22 protein-coding genes are annotated in these 24,271 nt (G+C 73.3%); 4 read left to right on the top strand and 18 right to left on the bottom strand.

What is annotated here, in order from left to right; all coding sequences use genetic code 11:
* Positions 1 to 2: 2 nt before the first annotated feature.
* Together ACFV9H_RS19395 and ACFV9H_RS19400 are read right to left on the bottom strand one after the other, a co-directional pair.
* Positions 3 to 2,471 carry an ABC transporter permease gene (locus ACFV9H_RS19395; RefSeq protein WP_385399547.1) on the bottom strand — a complete coding sequence of 823 codons (2,469 nt, stop codon included), beginning with the start codon at positions 2,469 to 2,471 and terminating at the stop codon, positions 3 to 5.
* Complete coding sequence (locus ACFV9H_RS19400) at positions 2,465 to 3,202, bottom strand: ABC transporter ATP-binding protein (RefSeq protein ID WP_385399550.1); 738 nt, start codon at positions 3,200 to 3,202, stop codon at positions 2,465 to 2,467. The genes ACFV9H_RS19395 and ACFV9H_RS19400 overlap by 7 nt, the downstream gene beginning before the upstream one ends.
* A 283-nt stretch (positions 3,203 to 3,485) precedes the next feature.
* On the opposite strand from ACFV9H_RS19400, the gene ACFV9H_RS19405 reads away from it, so the two are divergent.
* Positions 3,486 to 3,968, top strand: coding sequence for a subtilase-type protease inhibitor (locus tag ACFV9H_RS19405; protein WP_385399553.1), 483 nt, complete (start codon positions 3,486 to 3,488; stop codon positions 3,966 to 3,968).
* A gap of 62 nt (positions 3,969 to 4,030) precedes the next feature.
* On the opposite strand, the gene ACFV9H_RS19410 is transcribed toward ACFV9H_RS19405, so the two are convergent.
* From ACFV9H_RS19410 to ACFV9H_RS19420, 3 genes are read right to left on the bottom strand one after another with little or no spacing between them, the layout of a single operon-like run.
* Complete coding sequence (locus ACFV9H_RS19410) at positions 4,031 to 4,873, bottom strand: GNAT family N-acetyltransferase (protein WP_385399555.1); 843 nt, start codon at positions 4,871 to 4,873, stop codon at positions 4,031 to 4,033.
* A gap of 21 nt (positions 4,874 to 4,894) precedes the next feature.
* Complete coding sequence (locus tag ACFV9H_RS19415) at positions 4,895 to 5,842, bottom strand: ATP-grasp domain-containing protein (protein ID WP_385399558.1); 948 nt, start codon at positions 5,840 to 5,842, stop codon at positions 4,895 to 4,897.
* Positions 5,843 to 5,884: 42 nt separating this feature from the next.
* Entirely contained in the window at positions 5,885 to 6,316 is a 432-nt protein-coding gene (locus tag ACFV9H_RS19420) for a hypothetical protein (RefSeq protein ID WP_385399560.1), read from the bottom strand.
* A 287-nt stretch (positions 6,317 to 6,603) separates the two neighbouring features.
* On the opposite strand from ACFV9H_RS19420, the gene ACFV9H_RS19425 reads away from it, so the two are divergent.
* Positions 6,604 to 7,329, top strand: coding sequence for an NAD-dependent deacetylase (locus ACFV9H_RS19425; RefSeq protein ID WP_385399562.1), 726 nt, complete (start codon positions 6,604 to 6,606; stop codon positions 7,327 to 7,329).
* A 34-nt stretch (positions 7,330 to 7,363) separates the two neighbouring features.
* Here the strand turns inward: ACFV9H_RS19425 and ACFV9H_RS19430 are convergent, their stop codons facing one another.
* The 9 genes from ACFV9H_RS19430 to ACFV9H_RS19470 form a co-directional block, all read right to left on the bottom strand.
* Positions 7,364 to 8,326, bottom strand: coding sequence for an FAD binding domain-containing protein (locus ACFV9H_RS19430; protein WP_385399564.1), 963 nt, complete (start codon positions 8,324 to 8,326; stop codon positions 7,364 to 7,366).
* Complete coding sequence (locus ACFV9H_RS19435) at positions 8,323 to 10,887, bottom strand: molybdopterin-dependent oxidoreductase (protein ID WP_385399566.1); 2,565 nt, start codon at positions 10,885 to 10,887, stop codon at positions 8,323 to 8,325. Before ACFV9H_RS19435 ends, ACFV9H_RS19430 begins: the two co-directional genes overlap by 4 nt.
* A 168-nt stretch (positions 10,888 to 11,055) precedes the next feature.
* Positions 11,056 to 11,538: a VOC family protein gene (locus ACFV9H_RS19440; protein WP_385399569.1), complete on the bottom strand. Its 483-nt coding sequence runs from the start codon at positions 11,536 to 11,538 to the stop codon at positions 11,056 to 11,058.
* 123 nt (positions 11,539 to 11,661) lie between these two features.
* A complete protein-coding gene (locus ACFV9H_RS19445; protein WP_385399572.1) occupies positions 11,662 to 15,243 on the bottom strand; it encodes a CDP-glycerol glycerophosphotransferase family protein in 3,582 nt (1,193 codons plus the stop codon).
* A 166-nt stretch (positions 15,244 to 15,409) separates the two neighbouring features.
* A complete protein-coding gene (locus tag ACFV9H_RS19450; protein ID WP_385399575.1) occupies positions 15,410 to 15,787 on the bottom strand; it encodes a hypothetical protein in 378 nt (125 codons plus the stop codon).
* Positions 15,788 to 15,869: 82 nt separating this feature from the next.
* Positions 15,870 to 16,289, bottom strand: coding sequence for a roadblock/LC7 domain-containing protein (locus ACFV9H_RS19455; protein ID WP_385399578.1), 420 nt, complete (start codon positions 16,287 to 16,289; stop codon positions 15,870 to 15,872).
* Between the two features lie 86 nt (positions 16,290 to 16,375).
* The gene (locus tag ACFV9H_RS19460) at positions 16,376 to 17,158 is read right to left on the bottom strand and encodes a transcriptional regulator (RefSeq protein ID WP_385399581.1); all 783 of its coding nucleotides are present in this window, start codon (positions 17,156 to 17,158) and stop codon (positions 16,376 to 16,378) included.
* Positions 17,155 to 17,556: a roadblock/LC7 domain-containing protein gene (locus tag ACFV9H_RS19465; RefSeq protein WP_385399583.1), complete on the bottom strand. Its 402-nt coding sequence runs from the start codon at positions 17,554 to 17,556 to the stop codon at positions 17,155 to 17,157. The genes ACFV9H_RS19460 and ACFV9H_RS19465 overlap by 4 nt, the downstream gene beginning before the upstream one ends.
* A 159-nt stretch (positions 17,557 to 17,715) precedes the next feature.
* Positions 17,716 to 17,979: a helix-turn-helix domain-containing protein gene (locus ACFV9H_RS19470; RefSeq protein WP_385399586.1), complete on the bottom strand. Its 264-nt coding sequence runs from the start codon at positions 17,977 to 17,979 to the stop codon at positions 17,716 to 17,718.
* Between the two features lie 179 nt (positions 17,980 to 18,158).
* Between ACFV9H_RS19470 and ACFV9H_RS19475 the strand changes: the two genes are divergently transcribed.
* A complete protein-coding gene (locus ACFV9H_RS19475) occupies positions 18,159 to 18,296 on the top strand; it encodes a hypothetical protein (RefSeq protein WP_385399588.1) in 138 nt (45 codons plus the stop codon).
* Here ACFV9H_RS19475 and ACFV9H_RS19480 read toward each other — a convergent pair whose 3' ends face one another.
* The gene (locus ACFV9H_RS19480) at positions 18,297 to 18,854 is read right to left on the bottom strand and encodes a TetR/AcrR family transcriptional regulator (RefSeq protein WP_385399590.1); all 558 of its coding nucleotides are present in this window, start codon (positions 18,852 to 18,854) and stop codon (positions 18,297 to 18,299) included.
* 177 nt (positions 18,855 to 19,031) lie between these two features.
* Between ACFV9H_RS19480 and ACFV9H_RS19485 the strand changes: the two genes are divergently transcribed.
* Positions 19,032 to 20,276: a helix-turn-helix domain-containing protein gene (locus tag ACFV9H_RS19485; protein WP_385399593.1), complete on the top strand. Its 1,245-nt coding sequence runs from the start codon at positions 19,032 to 19,034 to the stop codon at positions 20,274 to 20,276.
* Here ACFV9H_RS19485 and ACFV9H_RS19490 read toward each other — a convergent pair.
* From ACFV9H_RS19490 to ACFV9H_RS19500, 3 genes are all read right to left on the bottom strand, one after another.
* Complete coding sequence (locus tag ACFV9H_RS19490; protein WP_385399596.1) at positions 20,212 to 22,134, bottom strand: APC family permease; 1,923 nt, start codon at positions 22,132 to 22,134, stop codon at positions 20,212 to 20,214. The two genes, ACFV9H_RS19485 and ACFV9H_RS19490, sit on opposite strands and share 65 nt — an antisense overlap.
* Positions 22,135 to 22,185: 51 nt before the next feature.
* A complete protein-coding gene (locus tag ACFV9H_RS19495; protein ID WP_385399598.1) occupies positions 22,186 to 23,622 on the bottom strand; it encodes a PucR family transcriptional regulator in 1,437 nt (478 codons plus the stop codon).
* A gap of 188 nt (positions 23,623 to 23,810) precedes the next feature.
* The gene (locus tag ACFV9H_RS19500) at positions 23,811 to 24,266 is read right to left on the bottom strand and encodes a (2Fe-2S)-binding protein (protein ID WP_385399600.1); all 456 of its coding nucleotides are present in this window, start codon (positions 24,264 to 24,266) and stop codon (positions 23,811 to 23,813) included.
* Positions 24,267 to 24,271 lie beyond the last annotated feature (5 nt).

The raw sequence follows: 24,271 nt of genomic DNA on the forward strand, positions 1-24,271 counted from the left end.
GGCTATTCCCGTACGCCGGCCAGCTCGATCGCCGGGCGCCGCAGGGACACCGCGGCCGAGGCGGCGGCGGATACCACCGCCAGGGCCACGCAGGCGGCGAAGCTCGCCCCCATGACGTCCCAGGGGATCACCAACGGGCTCCGGACTCCCAGGAGCCCCAGGGCCGCCTGCATCCCGCCCAGGTTCAGGGCGGCGACGAGGGTGCCGACGACCGCGCCGACGAGGACGACCAGCAGGGCCTCCCACGCCACCAGGCGCAGCACCTGCCACCGGGTGGCGCCGGCCAGCCGCAGCACGGCGAGGTCGCGGGCCCGGTCGGAGGTGGCCATGACGAGCGTGTTGGCGAGCCCGATCCCCGTGTAGAGCAGGGCGATGCCGAGGACGAGCAGGAAGCCCAGCCGGGTGGTGCGCTTGGTCTCGGGGTAACCGGCCGCCACCCACTGGTCCTTGGTGAGGACCTTGCCGCCGGCCTGCTCGGCCGCCTCGGCCAGCCCGGAGCCGACGGCGGTGGCGTCCGCGCCCGGGGAGAGCCGTACGTCGATCCGGTCGACGGGCGCGCCGGCGGCGTTGGCCGCGGTGACGTAGGCCCCGTTGTTGCCGGTGCCGATGCTCATCACGCCCGCGATCCGCAGGGACTTGCGGGTGCCGTCGCCGAGCCAGACGTCCACGGTGGAGCCGACGGCGTGCCGCTCCCATTCCTCGGTGACGATGACGGAGCCGTCGTCGAGGTCGGCGACGCTGCCCGCGGTGAGGAGCAGTTCGGCGGTCCGGGCGAGGGCCGCCGGGTCGACGGCGCGGGCGTCCGAGCGGATCAGCGCCACGCCTTCCTCCAGGACGTACACGGCGGTCTCGGCGGTGGCGGAGACCGCCGTGCCGGGTACGGCCCGGATCCGGTCGACGGCGGCCCGGTCGAAGCCCCCGGCGCCGCCCGTGATCACGTAGTCGGCGGTGGTCCGCCGGCTGACCTCCCTGGCCTTGGCCTCGTTCAGCGTGGCCGTGGCTCCGAGCAGGGATCCGGCGAGGGCCACGGTGACGAGCACGGGTGCGGCGATGGCCGCGGTGCGGCGGACGCCGGCCGCCGCGTTCTCCCGTACGAGCATCCCGCCGGCGCCCGGCAGGCGGGCCGGGAGCCAGGCGATGAGCCGGACCAGCGGCCGGACGAGCACCGGTGCCAGCAGCGCGAAGGCGACGATCAGCAGCATCGGGCGGCTGGTGTACGTCTTGCGGTGGAGCAGGTCGGACGGGTCGGCGAGCAGGGCGTACGCGAGGGTGGCGAGGCCGGTGAGCAGCAGTCCGGCGCCGAGGATCCAGCGGCCCCAGGTCATGGTGCGCGTGTCGACGGCGGCTTCGCGCAGCGCCTCGGCGGGCCCCACTCGGCCCGCTCGCCAGGAGGCGGCGACGACTCCGGCGAGGGAGACGAGCAGGCCGGTCCAGAAGGCCAGGTGGTACGGCCAGGTGGCGTCGCCGATGGCGAACCAGCGCGGCGCGATGTCACCGTCCACCGACCACTGGGCGACCAGCGGCGCCCCGTACGAGCCGAGGAGGCAGCCGAAGGCGGAGGCCGCCACGCCCAGGAGCAGCGCCTCGGCGAGCACCATGCGGCGGATCTGCCCGGGGGTGGCCCCGGCGGTGCGCAGCAGGGCGAACTCCTTGCGGCGCTGGGCCACGGCGAAGGCGAAGGTGGAGGCGACGACGAAGACCGACACGAAGCCGGTGACCCCGCCGGCGGTGCCCAGCATCGCGTTCACGGCGAGCAGGGCCTCGCTGTCGCGCTCCGGGTCGGGGTCGGCGTAACGGATGTCCCGGCCGGTCAGCACGCGTACGTCGGGGTCCTGGCTCACGGCGGCCCGTACGGCCACCGGGTCGGCGGCGACGACGAGTTGGTCGATGGCGGGCGACAGCCGGGCCGCTTCGGCGTCGTTCCAGAAGACGGCGTTCTCGAAGCCCGGCGTCTTCGGGGCGCCTGGGTGGGCGACGGTGCCGACCACGGTGACCGGGCCGCGGTCGGTGGTCAGCCGCTCGCCCGGCCGGGCCCAGCCGGTGGTGACGACCTCGCCGTCGGCTCTCGGGGCCCGGCCGGCGTCGAGGGTGTACGGGGCGAAGGCGGCGACCGACCAGGGGTGGCCGACGAGGCGCCCGGGTCCGCCCTCGGCGCGGACGGGGAAGGAGCGGTCCTCGGTGGTCGGGCCGAGGGCGGCCAGCCGCCGGGCCAAGTCGGGGGCGACGGGCTTGGGATGGGCCAGCTTGCGGGTGCGGTCGCCGATCGGGCTGTCGACGCGCAGGGTGTCGTTGCCCTTGACGACGACGGTGGCCGTGTTGAAGCGTTCGGGCTGCCGCTCCGGGGCGTCGAGGGTGGCGGCGAGCGCGAGTCCCATGGTGGCGATGAGGCCGACGCCGAGGGCGAGGGCGACGAAGCTTCCGACGAAGGTGACCCAGCGGGTGCGCACGGTGCGCAGGGCGACGCTCAGCACGGCACGGTCTCCAGCTTCGTCATGTGGGCGGCGATCTCCTCGGCGCGGGCTCCGACCAGTTCGCCGGTCAGGCGGCCGTCGACGAGGAAGAGCACGCGGTCGGCGTAGGAGGCCGCCACGGGGTCGTGAGTGACCATGACGACCGTCTGACCCTCGGTGTCGACCATGGTCCGGAGCAGGGTGAGCACCTCGCGCCCGGTCCGGGAGTCCAGTGCGCCGGTGGGCTCGTCGCCGAAGAGCACGTCGGGGCGGGTGATCAGGGCGCGGGCGAGGGCCACCCGCTGCTGCTGGCCGCCGGACAGCTCGGAGGGCCGGTGCCGGGCCCGGTCGCCGAGGCCGACCCGGCTGAGCACCTCGCGGACCTCGGCCTTGGCGGGGCGGCGGCCGGCGAGGCGCAGCGGCAGGGAGACGTTCTGCTCGGCAGTCAGGGAGGGCAGCAGGTTGAAGGCCTGGAAGACGAAGCCGATGCGCTCCCGGCGCAGCAGGGTCAGCTTGGTCTCGCTGAGCCGGGTGAGCTCCGTCCCGCCGACGGTCACGGTGCCGGAGGTGGGCCGGTCGAGGCCGGCCGCGCACTGCAGCAGGGTGGACTTGCCGGAGCCGGAGGGGCCCATGACGGCGGTGAAGGTGCCCTTGGGGAAGTCGAGGGAGACCTGGTCGAGGGCGGTGACCGCGTGCTCGCCGGCCCCGTGGAGACGGGTGACGTCCCTGAGTTGGATCGCGTCGTTTTCCATGCTTCAAGCCAACCGTCCCGGGCGGTCCGGCACAGCGGGTCCAGACGGTGTCCCGGGGGTATGGCCGGCCATACCCCCGAAGGTTTCCGGGGTGTCTCCCCGTCGGTGTTCGGCCGAATCGGCGGGCCGCTCCCGCACAGGTCAGCACCTCGGGGCCCACTGCTGTCTGCACTCATCCGTACACGATCGGTGACGAGAAATGGGGGTGCGAACGGGCGTTCATGTTCCGCGTCGGCAAGACTGCGTCCGCTATCCGAAACGCCGACCCAAGGGAGTGTTCGAAATGCGGTCCATCGCAAGGAGTCTCGGACTGGGATCCGCCGCCATGGCGCTCACCGCGCTGACCGCGCTGGCCTGGCCCGGAGCGGCCGGTGCCGCGCCGTCCGTACCCGCCGCACCCGCCGCACCCGCGGCCGCACCGGCCGCCACGGCGAGCCTGTACGCACCCTCCGCGCTCGTCCTCACCGTCACCACCGGCGAGGACGCCCGCAGGGGTACGGTGCTGCGCGCGGTGACGCTCGTATGCGCTCCGACGCCCGGCGGTACGCACCCCGACCCCGTCGGCGCGTGCGCCGAATTACGTGAGCACGACGCCCGGTTGGACGCGCTGACCGCCCCGGCCGCTGACACCGCGTGTACCAGGGAATGGAGTCCGATGACGGTCACGGCCGACGGGGTGTGGAACGGCCGACACCTGCGCTACGCCCACACCTTCGCCAACGCGTGCGGCCTGCGGAGCACCGAGGGGATGCTGTTCGACTTCTGACCCGGCACGGCCCCGGCCGGGCGGCGCCGTGCGACCGCCGTCCGGCCGACCGCCGTGCGTACTCAGCCCAGTTCGAGACTGGTCACCCCGAACAGCTCGCCCCGGGGAAGCTCCGGGGCCGGGCCCGTGTACATCCGGGCGGTCTCGAAGGTGGGGGCCATGCCCACCGCCTCGAACAGCGTGGCGGCGTGCGGGTTGGCGTCGGGCACGTCCACGGCCACCGCGGCGCCGGGTGCGGACCGCGCGAGGCCCCGCAGCAGGGCGGTGGCCACCTCCGGGTCGGCGGCGTACAGCGGGCCGATCCGGTGCGCGGCGCTGCTCGGGCGGATCACGCCGAGGCCCTCGACGCGGCCGTCGCGTACGGCGGCGAGAGCGGTGCGGCCGGGCAGGGCGGTCCAGGCGGACAGGAAGGCGTCCCGGGGCTCGGGGAAGAACCGCCGGTCGTAGGCGGCGAGCCGGGCGAAGGGCAGCGAGGCGGCGTCCACGATCTCGACCCGGCCGTCGTCCCGGCCCAGGGGCACGCCCTCGTAGCGGATATTGTTCCAGGCGTGCCGGAAGCCCGACTTGCGGTAGTTGCCCTGCTGGGAGACGACCCCGTCCAGGCCGATGAGCCGCCCGTCGAGCCTGCGCATCGCCGCGTCCCACATCCGGATGCCGTAGCCCTGGCCGCGGTGGGCCGGGCGGGCGATGTAGAAGCCGATGAAGCCGAAGCCGACGCCGTAGCGGACGGCGGAGACGCAGGCCACCGGCTCGCCGTCGAGCCGGCCGACGAGGAAGCCCTCCGGGTCCGCGACGGCGAACGCGAACCGGTCCGAATCCCCCGGGTTCCACCCCTCCTCGTCGGCCCAGCCGCGCATCAGTTCCATGTCGGCGGCGCTCGCGCCGGCGATCTCGAATGTCGTCATGGTCGGTGTTGTACCAGACCCTCAAGAGACCCCGGGCGGCTGATCATCCGTCAGGAGAGCGTAGAACAGCGCCGGATCGACCTCCGCGTGCAGGTCGCTGACCTGACCGTCGCCCACTTCGACGACCCGCCACACCCCGTCGGCGCGCAACGCGAGGTCGGTGGTCACGAAGGGGCAGTCCAGCGCCCGCACGGCGGCCCGTACCGGTTCGAGGTCCCGCTCCGGGATCTCGGCGACCTCCCTGACCGGGCTGTCGGGGTGGGCTGTGAACAGCCGGGGATCCCCGTCCCGCCACCACACCCTGACCTCCGCGGCCGCGCCCGGCGGCGCGACGAAGGACTCGAAGGCCCTCAGCACCACTCCGCCCGCAAGGAACTCCTCCTGGAGCTCGACGAACCGGCTCACCACGCGGTGCAGTGCCACCGCGTCGGCGAGGTCGGGCACGTGACAGGCCTCGTGCCATTCGTGTTTGCGGGACTTCACGTAGTCCTTGACCACGGCGGCGCCGGGCGGCAGTCCCGCGGCGAGGGCGCCGAGTCGCTCCGGATCCGGGACCTCCCCCGGGGCCGTCGGCAACCAGGCGCTGACCGGGGTGAGGTCGGCGAACGTCTCGTACCAGCCGGGGAGTTCGTGGGCCCGGCGGTACGCCTCGGGAGCGACGAGGAGCGCCGCGCCGCGCCGACGCAGGGCCTCGTCCAGCTCGGCGTACCGGGCGGCGGGGATCATCCAGCCCCGGTACCGGACGCCGCCCGTCCCCGCGGGCACCCCGGCCACCGCCCGCTCGGCGTCCCCGGCGAGCAGCGCGTCGTGGTCGACGAGCGCGACCGCCGCTCCGGCGGCGCGCAGCGTCCGGGCCTCCGCCGCGAAGTGGGCGTCGACGCGGCGCCCGCCCAGCGGGTCGGCGCAGTAGAGGACGGTCGGGGTGGGCGGCGTGGGAGGGGCCGTCTGGGGAGTGGTCGTCGGAGCCATGGCGCCACCCTACGGAGGGTCTCGCCGGGCCCGGTACGGTTTTCAGCCGGCGCAGATCACGTCGTCGATCCGGATGGGCTGGGAGTCCAGTCGTACGTACGCGGTGAAGGTGTCGGTGGTGTCGGCGCCCCAGTGGGTGGTCACCGTGGCCCAGCCGATCCCGGCATCCTGGAGGACGGTGACGGGACCAATGACGATGTCCTGGGGTTCGTTCTGGGCGCAGAGGAGGACGTCGGCCTCCGTGTTCTCCTTCTGCTTGTCCTTGAGCACCTGCGAGACGTGGTTCTGGCGGTCGTTCGCGGACGGGCCGTGGTCCCCGTAGAAGTCGGTGAGGAAGCGACCGATCTCGGAGGCGCTGTGCCCGCCCGGCACGTCGCCGGGGGCGGAGGCGGGGCCGGCGTGGGCGGCTGCCGGGGTCAGCAGGGCGAGCAGGGTCAGCGGCAGGGCGCCGAGGCTGTACGGCATGAGCTTCATACCCGATATGTAACCCTCGGCCCTGTCGGCCCGCCCCGGTGCGCCGCGTGTCTTACTCCCGTGGAGCACGGGATTCACCGCAGAAACGACACTCCGGGGGCCGGTTCCCACCCCGGTTTCCCCGGGCTCCGGCCGGGCTCCGGCCGACATGACGTGATCGTCGGAGTGATCGAAGAGGAACCGGAGAGTGGGGGTAACCGCGTGCTCCGGATGGCGGATCCGATCCGGTCGCGGACCGGGCGTAAATCCGGTCGCGGGCGCGGGCGACCCGTCCGTAGGGTCGGCGCATGGGAAAGCCGCTCGTCGCAGTGTTCAGTGGGGCCGGGATGTCCACCGACTCCGGGATTCCGGACTACCGGGGGCCACAGGGTCTGTGGCGCCGGGAGCCCGACGCCGAGAAGCTCGTGACGTACGAGTACTACATGACCGACCCGGAGATCCGGCGCCGCTCCTGGCTGATGCGGGCCGAACTCGGCGCCCTCGGGGCGCGGCCCAACGCGGCGCACCTCGCGATCGCCGAACTGGAGCGAGGCGGCACCCCGGTCCGGGTCCTCACGCAGAACGTGGACGGGCTGCACCAGCTCGCCGGGATGCCGGCGCGCAAGGTGTTCGAGCTGCACGGCACGGCCCGGGCGGTGGTGTGCACGGCCTGCGACGCCCGGTCGGAGATGGACGAGGCGCTGGCCCGGGTCGCCGCCGGGGAGCCCGATCCCGCCTGTCTGGCGTGCGGCGGGATCCTCAAGGCGGCGACCGTGATGTTCGGTCAGCGCCTCGACCCGGTGGTGCTGGGGCAGGCGATGGCCGTGGCCAAGGGCTGCCAGGTGTTCATCGCCGTCGGATCCACCCTCCAGGTGCAGCCCGCCGCCTCGCTCGCCGGGATGGCCGCGGAGGCCGGGGCCCGGCTGATCATCGTGAACGCGGAGGAGACCCCGTACGACTCCCTCGCCGACGAGGTCGTCCGCGAGCCCATCGGCACCGCCCTCCCGGCGCTGCTGGCGCGCATCGCCGACTGAAGCCCGCCTCGGGACCAGCCCGGACCGGGTCGGATCAGCCGGCGGCAGCCGGGCCGACGGCCTGTTCCAGCACTTCGAGCACGGTGTCGCGGAACAGCGTGGCCTTGTAGCCGGTCTGCGGCAGCGGCCGGCAGCGGGCGAGCACCGTCACGGCCGCCGCCGCGAGGACCCCGGCGCTGGGCTCGCGGCCGATCAGGGCGGCCTCCACCTCGGTCAGCCGCAGCGGGACGCGCGCCACCCCGCCCGCCGCGACGGCGGCGTGCGTGACCGTGGCGCCGTCGAGGGCGATCCGGGCGGTGGCCTCGACCAGGGGCCATTCGGCGTGGGCGCGGCTGGTGGCCCGGTGGATGGCGGCGCGTTCGCCGGGCAGGGGTGCGGGCAGCCTGACCGCGGTGAGGATGCGGTCCGGCGCCAGCAGGTGGTCGGCGCGGAAGAGTCGGTCGCCGTCCCCGTACAAGTCGGCCACGCCGCGCGGGGATTCGCCGTGGACCTCGGCCTGGGCGTCGTAGGTGAGCAGGGCCATCGCGAGGGTGGACGGGTGCGGGATGACGCAGGGGGCGTCTCCGCTGACCACGCCGAAGTGGTGGTCGCCCTCGCGCGCGGGGCAGCCGGTGCCGCCCTTCTGGAAGCAGCTGACGTGCGGATTGCGGTAGTACCAACAGCGGTTGCGTTGGAGCAGGTTGCCGCCCAGCGTGCCGGCCGCGCGGATCTGCGGGGTCGCCGCGGTCCCGGCCGCGGCCGCCAGGGCGGGCCAGCCGGCGCGGACCTGCTGATCGGCGGCCAGCGCGGCGAGTGTGGTCAGGGCGCCGATCCGCAGCCCGCCGCCAGGCAGCGGCGTGCAGCCGCGCAGGTGGCCCGCGCCGTCGAGGTCGGTGAACGGTCCGGGCGAGACGCCGCTGCGCTGCCGGGCGGTGGTGTCGGTGCCGCCGGCGCGCAGCTCGCCGCCGCGGGACAGGACGGCGGCCGAGAGATCGGTGAGGGCGGGCTCGGTGCTCACGTACCCAGTCCTTCCAGGAGCCGGTCGGGGCGGATGGGCATGTCGTACGGGCGCCAGCCGGTGGCGTCGTGGACCGCGTTGGCCAGGCACGCCGCGGTGGGCAGGGTCGCGATCTCGCCGAGGCCGACACCGCCTCCGGGCACGTGCTCGAAGCCCTCTTGATGGAAGTGGACGGTGATCTCGGGGGTGTCACCGATGCCTGGGATGCGGTAGTCCTCCAGGTTGTCGGTCAGTACCCGACCGGTCGCCGGGTCGACGCGCCGCTCTTCGAACAGTGCGTAGCCGATGCCCTGGACGACGGCGCCCTCGCACTGGCTGCGGGCCAGCCGGTCCGCGTGGATGCGGCCCGCGGCGATGCCGCTCCACACCCGCAGCGGGCGGATCCGGCCGAGCCGCGTGTCCACCTCGACCTCGGCGACCTGCACCGATCCGGTGAAGCCGCGGCCGATGGCCACACCGCCCAGGGTGAAGGGGGTCACGAAGCCCCGGCGGTCGCGGGGGCGCCGGCCGGTCACCCGTACGCCGTGCGCCGCGTCCAGCCGGGCGGCGACGTCGCCGCCGCCGAGCGCGTCGCGCAGCCGGGCGGCGGCGTCCGCGGCGGCGGGTACGAGGGAGGGTGTGGTGCGACTGCCGCCGGAGGTGGGGCCGTGGACGGCATCGCTCCGGCCGACCTCGGCGCGCACCCTCCCCTCCGGCACACCGAGCCCCTCGGCGACGGCCCGGCGCAGCACGGTCCTCGAGCCCGTGCCCATGTCCTGCACGGCGCAGCGGGCGACGACGACCCCGTTCTCGACGGTGAGCTCGACCTCCGTTACGGGATCGAGGAAGTACAGCCAGTTGGCCGCCGCGACGCCCACGCCGCGGCGGAACCGCCCGGTGCCGCCGCGGGGACCGGACCAGAGCGGGAGCGAGGCGGCCCGGTCGTACAGGGCGTGCCGCTTGCGGTTGCCGTCCCAGCGCCGGCGCAGGGCGATCGGGTCCTGGCCGAGCCGGTGGGCCATCTCGTCGACGGCCTGCTCCAGGGCCCAGCACATCGTGGGACCGCCCGGGCCGCGGAACGGGGCGCCCGGAGGCTGGTTGGTGACCGCGTCGAAGTCGCGGAGCCGGCGGGGGGCCTTGCCGTACATGAACCGGGCCAGTGCCGCCACGGAGCCGCCCACCGAGACCCCGCCGTCGCTCTCCGCGTCCATGGCCAGCGCACTCAGATCGCCGGCCGCGTCCGCGACCATCGCCAGCCGGATCCGGGTGCCGGGCCGGTATCCGCCGTCGACGAGCTCCTCGTCCCTGTCCAGCACCACCCGTACCGGGGCGCCGTGCAGCCGGGCCAGCTCGACCGCGGCGACGACATCGGAGGTCAGGCCCATCTTGCAGCCGAAGCCGCCGCCCACGTGGACGGCCCGCGCCACCACCCGTTCGACGGGCACACCGAAACGCTCGGCGGCGAGCTCGGCCGTGTGCTTCACCGACTGCGTGGACACGTCCAGGTGGAGGGTCCCGTCGACCCAGTGGGCCAGGCAGGCGTGCGGTTCGAGCGGGGTGTGGGTCTGCGCGGCGGTGGTGAACACGCCCTCCACCACCCGCTCGGGGGTCCGGCCGCGGGCTTCGGTGATCCGGCGCACGGCCGTGGCGGGGCGCTTGTTCATGGCGGACGGGCCCCGCAGGTTGCCGCGCCAGCGGGCGGGCAGCAGTTGGGGGGTCTCGCCGGACCCGGGTGCCCGCTTGCGCGCCGCCTTGTCCTCGTAGACCACCGGACCCTCGCCGGCGCGGGCTCGGCGTACGTCGAGCGCCGCCGGCAGCACCTCGTAGTCCACCTTGACCCGTGCCGCGGCCGCCCGTGCGGAGGCCCGGTCCGGCGCCGCGACCGCCGCCACCGGCTGGCCGACGTACCGCACCACACCGTCGGGAGGCAGCAGCGGCACCAGCGGGAGGTCTCCGGCCTCCAGGGAGCGTACGTGCGCGTGGGCGTGCGGCGAGCGGATGATCACCCCCTCCAGCAGCCCGTCGGGGCGCAGGTCCGTGGTGTACCGGGCCGATCCGTCGATCTTCTCCGGGGCCTCGGCGCGCGGGACGGCCGGCGCCTCACCACCGGTCGGAGCGGTGTCGTGGTCGCCCGCGCAGGCCGCGGCGACCGCGTTGAAGATCCCCTCGTACGCGCCGCAGCGGCACAGGTGGCCCGCCAGCGCGTCCGCGATCTGCTCGCGCTCCGGCCGGGCGCGGCCGTGCACGGCCCGCCACCGCTCGAAGAAGGCCGCCGCCTCGACCACGAACCCCGGGGTGCAGTAGCCGCATTGGAGGGCGTCCTCACCGGCGAAGGCACGTGCCACCGGATGGTCGGACAGGCCCTCCACCGTGGTCACCCGCCGGCCGGCCAGCGCGACCGCCGGCGTCAGGCAGGACACCCGGGGCTCGCCGTCGACCTGGATCGTGCAGGCCCCGCACACCCCGCCCGCGCAGACCAGCTTGGTGCCGGTCAGCCCCAGCCGGTCGCGCACCACCTCCACGGCGGCCGGGTCGTCGTCCACGTCCACCGCGCGCCGGGCGCCATTGACCTCGAACTCCACGAGACGTACTCCTCAGCCGTGGGGTGGCGACCGCCGGGCCTCGCGGTCGCCTTCACGTCCTTGATATCCCGCTCGCGGGGTCGGCGCAGTTCGGCGCGCGCTCGCCGGGGTCGTCTCTTCGAGATCGTGCCGGGAGGGAGGGGTCGGGCAGGACGCGGAAGGGACGGCCTACGCAGCGTCGGCCGCGCGGCGCATTTCCGCCACGTCCAACTTCTTCATCTTCAGCATGGCGGCGGTGGCCCGGGCGGCCCGCCCCGGGTCGGGGTCGCTCACCAGGTCGATGGCGCCCGGCGGGATGACCTGCCAGGACAGCCCGAACTTGTCCTTGACCCACCCGCAGGCGGACTCCTCGCCGCCGTCCTTCGTCAGCTCGTCGTAGTAGTGGTCCGACTCGGACTCGGACTCGCAGTGGATCTGGAAGGAGATCGCCTCGGAGAAGTGGAACAGCGGTCCACCGTTGAGGCCGACGAACTTCTGCCCGTTGATCTCGAACTCGACGACCATCACCGATCCGACCGGTCCCGGGCCCGCGTCGGTGTAGCGGGAGATCCGGCCGAGCCTGCCGTCCTTGAAGACGGACACGTAGTAGTCGGCCGCCGCTTCCGCGTTGTCGTCGAACCACAGGCACGTGGTGAATCCGTTGCCGCTCATGACTGCCTCCAGGCGAGTGCGTGGGTACGTCCTCACATGCAGACCGGCCCCGGGCCCGAAAGTCATCGGTGGGCCCGGGGCCGGTCTGTGTTCGGCCTGGATTTCGCTCGTGTGGCCTATGCCCTACTTCGCTGCGGCTTCGTTCATCGCGAGCATGCGGTCGACGACGCGCTCGGTTGCGTGACCGTCGTCCAGGTCGCAGAACTCGGCGCGCAGCGCCGCGCGGGCCTCGGCGTACTCCGCCCCGACCGCGTCCGCGTTCCGCACGGCCTCGATCAGGCTCGCCGAGTCTGCGAGCAGCGGACCGGGGGCCTTGGCCTCCAGGTCGAAGTTGAAGCCGCGCAGCGTGCCCCGGTAGTGGGCCAGGTCGTACGTGAAGAGCAGGATCGGCCGGTCGGTGAGCGCGAAGTCGAAGATCGCGGAGGAGTAGTCCGAGATCAGCACGTCGGCGACGAGCAGCAGGTCGGCGGCGTCGGGCCAGCGGGACACGTCGACGACGAAACCGTCGCGGACGCCGTCGCGGACCTGCTCGCTCACGTGGTGGTGGCCGCGGATCAGCAGGACGTGGTCCTCGCCCAGCTCGCGGCGGGCCGCGTCCAGGTCGATCCGCAGGTCCAGCTTGTAACCGCCGGAGAAGCCCTCGCAGTTCTCGCGCCAGGTCGGCATGTAGAGGACGACCTTCTTGCCCTCGGGCAGGCCGAGCCGCCGCCGGACCTCGGCGATCCGCTCCGCGTCGGGCCGGACCAGGGCGTCCGTACGCGGGCTGCCTGCCTCGATGACCTCGCCGTCGTAGCCGAGGGCCCGCTTGAGGATCGGAGTCGCGTACGAGCTCGGGGAGGCGAGCAGGGACCACTGGGCGCTGTCGTGCTCCAGGCCCTCCAGGATCTCCGGGCTCGTGTAGTAGTCGTGCACGAAGTCGTGACCGATCTGCTTGATCGGCGTGCCGTGCCAGGTCTGTACGACGATCTGTCCCGGGCGGCGCTGGAAGTTGCGCGGAACGTTGTCATTGGTCACGAAGTAGCGGGCCCGGGCCAGTACGTCCCAGGACTCCACACTGCCGTACTGCACGGCGCGCGCGGTCGCGGGGACCTCGGCGCGGCCGTCGCGGACCAGCCAGATGTGCTCCAGCTTCTCGCCGCGGCGCAGCAGCTCCTCGTGGATGGCGCGCGGCGAGTCGCCCGCACCGGTCCCCTGGAACGTGTCGTAGACGACGATGTCCTTGACCGGCAGGGCGCGCTGCGCCGGGTAGGTCTCGAAGCGGGCGACGCGCTGGGCGTAGTTGGAGCGGTCGTGCGGGCTGAGCAGCGGGTCGGCGACCAGCACCATGCGGTCGTGGAAGCGGGTCTCGACCCGCATCCGGCGTCCCTGGACGGTGACGGGGTGCGGGCCGGCGAACAGCATGCCGATGCCCATCTGCACCGGGGCGCCGCGGTCGACGCCGAGCAGGCCCGCGGTGGTCCCGCCCTGTGCGACCGGACGCATGGTGGGCCACCAGCGGCCTTCGGGGATGGTGGTGCGGCCCGCGTACGCCTCGGCGAGGACCGGCTCGAACACGGCGGTGAAGCGGTCGCCGTCGCGGGTGACGGGGTAGCTGAACTCCGTCCCGTGGGCGTTGTGCAGGACGAGTTCGTACGGCTCGTCGGTGGGCGCGACGAAGCGGCCCGCCAGGCTCACGGTGCCGTTCTCGGTGGAGACCTCGTCGATCAGCGGCGGCGAGGGCTGCACGGAGAGCGTGAGGTGGCCGGTGTTGCCGCGCTTGGCGAAGAGGGCACGGTCCGTGTCCGCGCCGGGCAGCGGCACGACCAGGCCGTTGAAGCCGCCGCGCTCGTCGTGGACGAGGCGGTGCTCGGTGCCGTCGGCGCCGAGCACGGACAGGCTCCAGGGCTCCGGGGTCCACTCGCCCGGCTCGCACTCGGCGTCCGGTACGGCGGCCAGCTCGGCGAGCGCCACGCGGGCGGTGAAGGGGATCCGGCCGCCGGCGCCGGCGGCGGTCGTCTCCAGCGGGAAGGCGGCCGTGGTACCGGTGGTGACGTGCACGGCCTTCAGCTCGGTGGCGGCGCCGACCTCGGCGGAGAGCTCGCCGACGATCTCGACGGCGTCGTCACCGACGGGGCGCACGTCCAGGGCGCGGGCTCCGACGATCTCCACCTGGACGGTGAACGACCCGGAGACGGCCGGGACGATCCGGACGTCGGGGGCCACCCAGTGCGGGGGCGGGTTCTGGCCGGTGTCGTGCTCGCCGCCGCGCAGGCGCGCGCGGTGCAGGCCGCCGGCGCCGGTGACGGCGACGGAAGTGGTCCATATGCCCTCGCGCCACTTGCCGCCCGACTGGAAGATCGAGGGGTCGACGACGGCGGTGAAGCCGGCCCAGTCGGCGTGCCGCAGGGCGAGGTGCGGGGCCAGCACGGTGGCCATCGGCGAGGCGACCGTACGGGCGCTGACGACGGAACGGCGGCGCTTGCCGCCCTCGCGGAAGACCAGCATCTTGCGGGAGCCGAGGCGGCTCTCCGCGCCGAGGTGGCCCGGGAGGGCGTAGCCGCGCAGCAGCAGCTTGCCGTCGGACCAGGCCGCCTGCTCCAGTCGGCTGACGACGCGGCGCTCGCGCGGGCCGAGGGTGAGGATCTTGGCGGGGACCGGCGGGCGGCCGTGCAGGAAGGGGTAGTCCGCCTGCGGGCGGGCGAGTCCCTTGACCGGCACGCTGTAGTGGTAGTCGCGCTGGTGGGCCTGGAGGGCGATGAAGTCCTCGACACGGCCCTCGCCGGCGAGATACGCCTTGAGCCGGTCGGCGACGGTCAGGTCGGACCAGGGGGCGGTGCCGATCTCCCGGATGAGACCGCCGACCTCCTTGACGAACGCGGCGCGGAAGTCCGGGCCGCCCTCACCGACGTACTTGTAGATGAGCGGGAGTTCCTCGCTCAGCACGTTGTAGTCGTAGTCGCGCAGGTAACGGACGTACTTGGCGCCCTGCTTGGCCTTGAGGGACTCGCGGACCAGGCGGACGGACTTCACGCGGTCGATGAGGGAGATCGGGTCGGTGGAGCGCTGGGTGATGGAGCGCTCGCCGGTCTCGCGGACCCGCCAGTGGTAGACGCAGTCGCTGATGACGTCGACGCTGGAGGCGAAGTAGTGCGCGGGGATGCTGACCGGGGCGTCCTCGTAGAGGATGCCCTCCGGGTACTGGAAGCCGTGCTCGTCCCAGAAGGTGCGCCGGTAGACCTTGTTCCACGCGGTGCGGTCGGTGACCAGCGCCGGGAACTTGGAGATGTGGGTCTTCAGCTGCGTCTTGGCGAAGGCGGCCCGGTGGCCCCAGGACTGCTGCATGCCGACGGAGCGGAAGCGCTTCACGTTGCCGCCGGCGAAGTCCGAGCCGGTCTCGTCGAGCGCGCCGATGAGGCGCTCGTACGCGTAGTCCGGCATGGTGTCGTCGCTGTCGACGAAGGCCAGGTACTCCGCGTCCTTGTCGGCGTGTCGGGCACCGACGTTGCGGGCGGCACCGAGGCCCGCGTTGTCCTGCATCACGACGCGGAAGCGCTTGTCCTTCGCGGCGAACGCCTTGGCGATGACTGCGCTGGTGTCCGTGGACCCGTCGTCCACGAGGATGACCTCGAAGTCCTCGAAGGTCTGAGCGGCGATGGATTCCAGGCACTCGTCGAGATAGAGCTCGACGTTGTAAACGGGGACGACGATGCTCAGGCGCGGGGGCATAGGTGGCGGGTTCTCCAGCGTTTTATGCTTTATCGATGATCAGCTGCTCACAGCATCCTACTCTGTAACAGAATCATAAACTCCCCCCATACAGGGCAAACGGAGCCGATCGCCGGGCGGACGGCAAGAATTAAACCGTCCGCCACCTCGACGACGCGGTTGAAGGTCAGATCTCCAGCTCCGACTCGATCTTTTTGAGCTGGTGGCGGGCCATCGCGAGGTTGGCTCGCCCCTTGTCCAGCACCAGGTAGAGGAAGAAGCCCCCCGAGGAGCCTCGGGTGCGCAGCAGCCGGATCAGGTGGTACTGGCCCCCGAGGGTGATCAGGATGTCCTCGATCTCGTCCTTGATCCCCAGCATCTCCATCGTGCGGACCTTGGCGCGCACCACGTCCGTGTTGCCCGCGGCGGCGACCGTGAGGTCCAGGTCCTTGCCTCCCCCGATGGTTCCGAGGGCCATGCCGCTGCCGTAGTCGACGAGGGCGGCGCCCACCGCGCCCTCGATGCTGGTGGTGGCTTCCTTGAGCGCGGTCTCCACGTTGGCCATGGGTGTGTCCTCTTTCCGGTGTCCGTGTAGGTGTCTCTGTCGCTTGAGCTGGTACGGAAATGGTTCGGGGAGTGCTACGGGCTCACGCCGACGCGCCGTCGGGGCCTCGGCGCCCGAGGGCGGGTTCGACGAGCTCGGCTATCCGCACGCTGGACCGGCGGGCCTCCAGGTGGAGGCGCCCGACGTTGACGCGCGGTTCGGCCGTCAGGGTGAGGACGGCCGCCTCGCCCGCCGCGTAGGTCGCCACGTATCCGCTTTCGCCGCGCACCAGCAGCTCGCGGAATCCGCCCTGGCCGGTGCAGTCGCTGAGCCGCTGGGCCACGCCGAGGGCGGCCGCGGTGAGGGCCGCGACGGAGTCGGCCTCCGTGGCGGCGCTGTCCTGGGCGAGGACCAGGCCGTCGATGCTCGCGGCGAAGGCGCCGGTGAGCTGGGGCACCCGGGCGCGGAGCCTGCGGAGCTCGGCGAGTATCTCTGCCTCCGCCTCGGGGGGCACCGTACTCATGTCGGCCTTCCTCCTTTCGGCCATCCTCGTTTCGGGCTGCCTCCGCTCGGAGCGGTCGGCACGCAGGACCGGTCGCAGCGGGAGCCTCACAGGCTTGCCTCCAGTGCGTCGCGTAACCGGCGGAGCAGCGCCACGTCCGGGGATTGGGCCTGGGTCATCCAGTCGGGCAGGGGTGCCGCGGCCGGCGGCTGGGCCGGCGCGTGCGGAGTCTCGACCAGTCCGGCCGCCGCGAGGCGCCGTACGTCGAGGAGCGTGTGGAAGGCGGGCCGGCCCAGCGCCCACGCGAGGTCGGCCGGGGTGCGGACGCCGTCCGCCTGGCGCAGCAGGATCCGCTGCCGGGCGGTCACCGTCTGGCCGGGCGCGGCGGGCCGGGGCACCACCGGGGCGGTGTCGAGCTGCGGGTAGGGCCAGACCGCGTCGAGCAGTTCCCTGCGCCGGCAGGTCTCGCGCTCGACCGCGGCGGCCGGCACCGAGCGGACGGAGCCGATCCAGTGAGTGGCCCCGCGTCGGAACCGGGAGGGTCCGCTGCCCGGGGAGAGCGCGAAGAACGCGGCGTCGAAGATGGCGGCGAGGTGGCATATCTCCAGCTCGCCGCCCGCGAGTCCGCCGCTGTCCACGAGGAAGCGCGCGACCTGGCGGCGGGCTCCGGCCCGGTCCACGGCCTCGCGCCAGCGCTCCGGGGCGAGGCCTCCGCCGGTGGTGAGCAGTACGTCGAGGCCGGGGGTGGCCGGGCTCTCCGCGTGCACGATCCGGCCGTCCTCCAGGAACAGGGTGCCGCGGTCACGGAGGAGGGCGCCGGTGGCTCGCTCGGCGGCGAGCCGGGTGAGGAGGGGGGAGACGGCGGCGGCCGAGGCGGCTGGGGCGGTCATCTGAGCACCAGCCCCTCCGCCAGGGCGCGGAGTCTGTGGCGCGCGAGGGCGAGATTGCCGTCGGCGCGGTCGAGCCAGAGGTGCAGGAAGACGCTGCTGTCGAAGCTCGTCTCGACGAAGCGCAGTACGTGGTACCCGGTGCGGGTGGTGACGATCAGGTCCTCCACGGGCGGGCCGGCCTCGTCCCCGCCCAAGGCCGCGACCGCCGGGGCGAAGGACTCGTACTCGGCTGCGGCCCGGGCCAGCTCGGCGGTCTCGGCGGCGGTCGTCTCGTGGTCTCCCACGGGCGAGTCCCCCGCGGTGCCGAGGGCCAGTCCGCTGCTCCAGTCGACCAGCGCGGCCCCCCGCGCACCAGGCAGGGCCATGGCTTCGAGCAGGCATTCGTCGATCCCGGGCACGCGGGCTCCCCTCCCGGCCGGACGTGCTGGGTGCACGGTCTGCGGCGCGACAGGAGGGAACTTACTCAACTTCCACAGTGCGGAAGGGTGTTCTGGCATTTTCCGCTGGAACATGCGCCAAAGCGCATCGGAGCTTGGCCGGATCCCTTCGGCTTTTGATCAAGATGCGAGCGGTAGATCGTCCGCGAGCCGAAAGGCGCCGCCCTCGCGCTGGACGTAGCCCTCGTGGCTGAGGGTGCGCAGCAAGTGGTAGACGGTGGGCAACGGAATCCCGGTGAGCCGGGAAAGCCGCTTGGCGGTGGCCCCGCCTTCGGCGTGCATCGCTTCCACGAGACGCAGCGCGCGCTGCACGGAACCGATCAGTGTGGGTGTGCTGTCCTTCTGGTTGTGCTCGGCACCCATCTGGTCGTGGTCGGCACCCATGAGTAGTCCCCCTGCTCCGGTACGAGGCCCTGGCAAACCCATCAAAGTCGCTCACCAGCCGCAAAACCAGCTGACTCGCGTAAACCCGAGCATAAGATCACCGCACCCCGATCCTGAGCCGGGACGCATCGCGGCCGTCCGACGGCGCCTCGCGCGGGAGCACGGGGGATCAGCTCGCGGTGGAGACGCGGCCCCGGCCGGGGCGGCTGCCGAAGGACCCGCAGGTGCTCCGGCGGCGGGAGGCGGCCGTCGCCGCCGAACCGGAACCCGCCCGCGCCGCTCTGGCACGCCGGGTGATCCGCGACTTCGCGGGCTGACTAATCCTCGTCCGGGAGGAGACGCTCGACCATCGTCTCGATGAGGCCGTCCACCGGGTGGGCGGCCAGGGTGGCCGGCGCGGTCAGGTCGTCCACGATCAGGCCGAGCATCGCGAGGTACAGCAGCGCAACGCCCCGGCGGTCTCCCGGGAGGCCCGATTCCAGGTGCCAGTCGATGTTCGCCTCCAGTTCGGCGGCCTGGAAACCGGCCAGCTCCGCCTGGAGTTCGGGGCGGCGGGTGCCCTCCAGGCGCAGTTCCAGCATCGCGATGTGCACGCTGCGTTCGCGCCGCATCCGGTCCAGGAGGCGGCCGAGCAGGACCTTGGTGTCCAGTGGGCCGGACAGGTCCGCCGGGTCCGGCACGAGCCGCTCGCGGGTGCGGTGGAGGATCTGCACGAGCAGCTGGGCCCGGTTGGCGAAGTAGTTGGAGGCGGTGCCCGTCGGCACTCCCGCCTCCGCGTCCACCGCGCGCAGCGTCAGCCCGCGTGAGCCCTCGCGCGCCAGGACTTCGATGGCGGCGTCGAGCAGGGCCGCGCGGCGCTGCGGGTTCTGGCGCATGGACGGTCCTCGGAGTGGCTGCGGCACATCATGGTGAGCACTACATGTGCAGTGCTTCGCTCACGGTAGCGGATGGCGCCGCTCCGGGCCCTCCCCGGCCGGTCCGGTCCGGGCTCTCCCCGCCGGTCCGGTCCGGGCCCTCCCCAGCGCCCTGTCCCCCGTGCCACCCTGCCCGTCATGGAGCGGATCATCGAGGACGTACGCGAGGACCTGTCCCGCCGGATCGCCGTCGCGGCGCACCGGCTGGCCGATCTGACGCTGGCCGAGGACCCCGCGTACGCCGCCCTGCTCGGCCGGGCCGAGCTGCGCGAGCGGATCCACCACAACCTCCGACAGGCCGTCGAGGGCCTGGTCCGCGGCTCCCGCGGCCTGCCCGTCGATCTCGCCGACGCCCGGGCCACCGGCACGCTGCGCGCGGAACAGGGGCTGCCGCTCGCCTCGTTGCTGCACACCTACCGCCGCGGCGGGCGGCTGCTCTGGCAGACGCTCACCGAAACCGTGGCCGCCCACGACCGGGCGGCGCTGCCCCGGCTGCTGCCCTCCGCCACCCTGCTGTGGGACGTGCTGGACCAGATGACGGACGCCGTGACGGACTCGTACAGGCGTACGGAGGCCGCGCGCACCGACCTCGACCGGGAGCGCCGTGCGGCCCTGCTGGACATCCTGCTGGACGGCGCCGCCGCCACCGACGGACCGGCGGCCTCGGAGGCCGCCGCGCAGCTGGGGCTGCCGGAGCGGGGCCGCTTCGCGGTGGTGGTCGTGGCCGGTACGGGCGCCGCCGGGAGCACGAGCGAGAGAGCCGGGACGCCCGGCTCCGCACCCCGGGTACTGTGGCGGATCCGCGCCGACGGGGAGTGCGGCCTGGTGGAGCTGGGCCACCATCCGCTGGAGTCCGTACGGGAGCTGCTCGCGCCGCTCGGGGCCCGCGCCGGGGTCAGCCCGGTGGTCGGGGCACCGGCCGAACTGGCCGGGGCGCGGCGGCTGGCCGCCCTCGCCCTGCGCACCGCCCCCGGGTCCGGCGGCCCGCGCACGGCGCTGCTGGACGAGGGGCTGCCGGCGGCGCTGGTCGCCGCCCAGGGCGAACTCGCGGCCCGGCTGCGGCAGGTGGTGCTGGGCCCGGTGCTGGCGCTGCCCGCCGAGGACCGCCGGACCCTGCTGACCACCCTGGGCACCTGGCTGACCTGCCAGGGCTCGACCACGTACGCCGCGCAGCGGTTGTACTGCCACCGCAACACCGTCTCCAACCGGTTGCGCCGCCTGGAGCAGCTCACCGGCCGGTCCCTCGCCGACCCCCGACACGTGGTGGAGCTGGCGCTGGCGCACGCGGCCGTGTACCAGCTCGCCGCGGCGGATCCCGCTACTCCTCCTTGCCCGCCGACTCCAGCAGGTACGGCACGTCGATCACCGCGACCCCCGGGGTGAACAGCAGCCGCGCCTTGAGCCGCAGTGCGTTCTGGTTGTGCAGGGGCTGCTCCCACCAGTTCCCCACGACGTACTCGGGGATGACCACCGACAGCACGTCCGTGGCGGAGTCCCCCGCCAGTTCCTCTACGTGGGCCAGGATCGGGCCGACCACCTCGCGGTACGGGGAGTGCAGGATCTTCAGGGGAATCCCCGGGTCGTGTTCGGTCCATGCCTCGCGCAGCCGGTCCGCGTCCTCCTCGTCGGCCGCGACGGTGACGGCGGTCAGGGTGTCGGGGCGCAGGCCCTGGGCGTAGCCGAGGGCCTTCATCGTGGGGGCGTGCACGTTGGCGACCAGGACCAGGACGTGGTGGCGGGCGGGCTTGCGCGGCTTCGCGTCGGGGGCGATGGCGACCTGTCGCGCGACCTGGTCGTAGTGGCGGCGCACGCCCTTCATGCCGAGGAAGAGCAGCGGCATGGCGATGACGACCAGCCAGGCGCCGTGGGTGAACTTGGTGATGAGGACGATGACCAGGACCAGGGCGGTGAGGACGGCGCCGACGGCGTTGATGGCGAGCCGGCGGTGGATGTGCACGCGCTGCTCGCGCGGGGTCGCCTGCGAGGCGAGTTCCCTGCGCCAGTGCACGACCATGCCGGCCTGGGAGAGGGTGAAGGAGACGAAGACGCCGAGGATGTAGAGCTGGATGAGGCGGGTCAGGTTGGCGTCGAAGGCGACGATGAGGCCGATCGCGACGAGCGCGAGGAGCACGACTCCGTTGGAGTAGACGAGCCGGTCGCCGCGGTTGAAGAGCTGGCGGGGCGCATACCGGTCCTTGGCGAGGATCGAGGCGAGCATCGGGAAGCCGTTGAAGGCGGTGTTCGCGGCGAGGATCAGCACGCCGGCGGTGACGGCCTGCAGCAGGTAGAAGAGGAAGTGCCAGTCGCCGAAGGTGGCTCGGCCGATCTGGGCGAGGGCGGTGGACATCGGGGTGCCGGGGGCCAGGCCCAGTTCGGTGGGGTCCTCCGCGACGTGCACCTTGTAGGCCATGGCGAGGGCGGTGATGCCCACGAACATCGTCACGGAGAGGAAGCCCATCGCGGCCAGCGTGGTCGCCGCGTTCTTGGCCTTGGGCTTCTGGAAGGCGGGGACGCCGTTGCTGATCGCCTCGACGCCGGTGAGCGCGGTGCAGCCGGAGGCGAAGGCCCGCATCGCGAGGAGCACGAGGGCGATGCCGGTGTAGGTGCCCGTTTCGGTGATCGGCAGGTCGGCGGACTCGGCACGGATGGTCTCGCCGGTCGCCAACCGCACGGCGGCGAAGGCGAACATGAGGTAGATGACGAGGACGAACCCGTAGGTGGGGATGGCGAAGATCCGGCCGGACTCGCGGACGCCGCGCAGGTTCATCACCGTCAGCAGCACCACGAACGCGACCGACAGGCCCACTTCGTGGTCGCTCAGCGAGGGGACGGCGGAGGTGATGGCCGAGACGCCGGAGACGACGGAGACGGCGACGGTCATCACGTAGTCGACGAGCAGGGCGCTGGCGGCGGTCAGCGCGGCGGTCGGGCCGAGGTTCTCCTTGCTGACTACGTACGCCCCGCCGCCGCTGGGATAGGCGTGGCAGGTCTGCCGGTAGGAGGCGATGACCACCACCAGCAGGAAGACGATGGCGGCGGCCGCGTACCAGGCGAGGTGGAGCAGGGCGACACCGCCGAGGGCGAGGATCAGCAGGATCTCCTCGGTGGCGTAGGCCACCGAGGAGAGCGGGTCACTGCAGAAGATCGGCAGGGCGAGCCGTTTGGGCAACAGGGTCTCGCCCAGGCGTGCGGTGTCGAGGGGTTCACCGACCAGCACGCGCTTCGCATTGATACGCCTCATTCAGGCATGATCGTGCATGTTTCACACGATTCGTCCCTTTTGGTGACTGTGTCACCCGGCGAGCTCCTCCGCCCGGTGAGCCAGCCACAGGTCGTGGCGCGCACTCGGGGACTGCAGCAGCGAGCGCTCCAGCAGCGCCTCGACGCGGGTCAGCCGTTTGCGGGCGCCCGGGACGGAGATGCCCAGCGCCCCGGCCGTCGGGGCGAGTTGGGCGTCGTGCTCCAGCCAGACCCGGACCGTGGCGCGGGCCCCGGGCGGGGCGTCGGGGGCGGACAGCGGGCGCAGGTGGGCGCGGGCCCAGTCGGTCAGGCCGGGATCGCTCAGCACCTCGTCGAGGCTGCCCGCGCCGGATTCCCCCGAGCCGTTCGGGGCGCTCCCGCCCGGGGTCAGCCGCAGCGCGAGCGACAGAGCGGACTGGTCCGCGAGGCGCGCGAGGTCCAACCCGAGCAGCCCCTCCATCAGCCGGAGCCGGCCGGCCAGGGTGTTGCGGTGGATCTTCAGCAGGCGGGTGGCGTGCGAAGTGAAGTTGAGCCAGGCATGGGCCGTCGCGCGCAGCTCCTGCGCTCCGGGGTCCTGGGGGCGCCTGGGCTCGTACGTGTGCAGCGGCGCGAGCAGGGCCCCGGCCCAGTCCGCGCCCGCCTCGTGGGCGGCGAGCGCGAGCTCGGGGCCCGGCCCGAACCGGGCGTGCCGCTCCCCGCGTCCCCGGGCCACGGCGAGTGCGTGGAAGGCCTGGGTGTACGCGCCCGGCGCCTCCCGCAGGCCCACCCGCGCGCTGACCCCGACCACGGCGTCCCGGGCCACCCCCACGAGCGCTCCGGCCAGGGGGTCGTCGTCGACGGAAGCCGCCGCCAGGTCGGCCGGGACGAGCACGATGAGGTGGCGTACGTACACGGGGCAGCGCACGGTCCAGGCCCGGCCGCCCGTCAGCTCCGCGCACAGCCTGGCCACTTCGCCGCGCTGCCCGGTCCGGCACTCCACGACGTACATCCGCATCGGGTCGGGCAGCGAGGGGCCGAGCGCCTCGGCGATCTGGCGGGCGGTGGACAGCCGGCCGTTCATCAGCAGGTGCAGCACCGCCTCGCGGGCCCGCGCCTCGGCGCGCCCGGTCCGCTCCTCGCGCCGCGCGGCCTCCTCGGCGCGCAGTACGAGGGCCAGCGGTACGGCCGCGTCGGCGAGCAGGGTGGCGGCTTCCGGGTGCTGCGGCCGCTCCAGTACGGCGGCCAGCGCGCGGCGCTCGTCGAGCGCGAACAGCAGCGTCGCGGAGCTCTCGCTCTCCAGGACGGCCGAGCGCAGGCCCCGGGCGCTCATCTCGGCGGCGCCCCGCACGGCGGACTCAGGCCCCGGGTCGCCCGCGGAGTCAGGGGGCCGGTCGGCGTCCACCACTCCGGTCCAGCCGCCGAGCCGGTTGGCGAGCCAGGTGAGCAGTACGGCCGATCCCCCGGTGTGGGCGAGCCGGTGGAGCTTGAGGATGTCGTCTGACCTGGACACCGGCGCATTCAACCACCCGGCGCACACTGTGCGCTGTGATACCCGTCTCGCCCGGTCACTGGGCGGTGCGAACCCTGTGCACGGCCGGCGACCCGCCTAGGTTGGTCATGAGCGGTCGGACCCCGGCGCGATGCGCACCGTCGCAACGGGGGAACGTCGGGGTCCTTCCTCGCTCGTCCCACGGCGGGTCACATCTTGGCGGCCGCGCTGCGGATGGCATCCCGGATGCGGACGTAGGTGCCGCAGCGGCAGATGTTGGCGATGGCGTCGATGTCCGCGTCGGTGGGTTCACCGGTCCGCTTGAGCAGGGCGACGGCGGCCATGATCTGACCGGGCTGACAGAAACCGCACTGGGCGACGTCCTGTTCGAGCCAGGCCTCCTGCACCGGGTGCAGCTCGTCCCCGTTGGCCAGCCCCTCGATGGTGGTCACCGACTTGCCCGCGCACGCGGAGACGGGCACCACGCAGGGGCGGATGTCGGCGCCGTCGAGATGGCTGGTGCAGGCCTTGCAGACGTCCACTCCGCAGCCGTACTTGGGACCGTTGACGCCCAGCATGTCGCGGAGCACCCACAGCAGGGGCAGATCGTCGGGGGCGTCCACGGTGACGCTCCGCCCGTTGACGGTGAAGGTGTGCGAGGGCACGGCGT

The sequence above is a fragment of the Streptomyces sp. NPDC059874 genome, assembly GCF_042731135.1.
Lineage (GTDB): Bacteria > Actinomycetota > Actinomycetes > Streptomycetales > Streptomycetaceae > Streptomyces.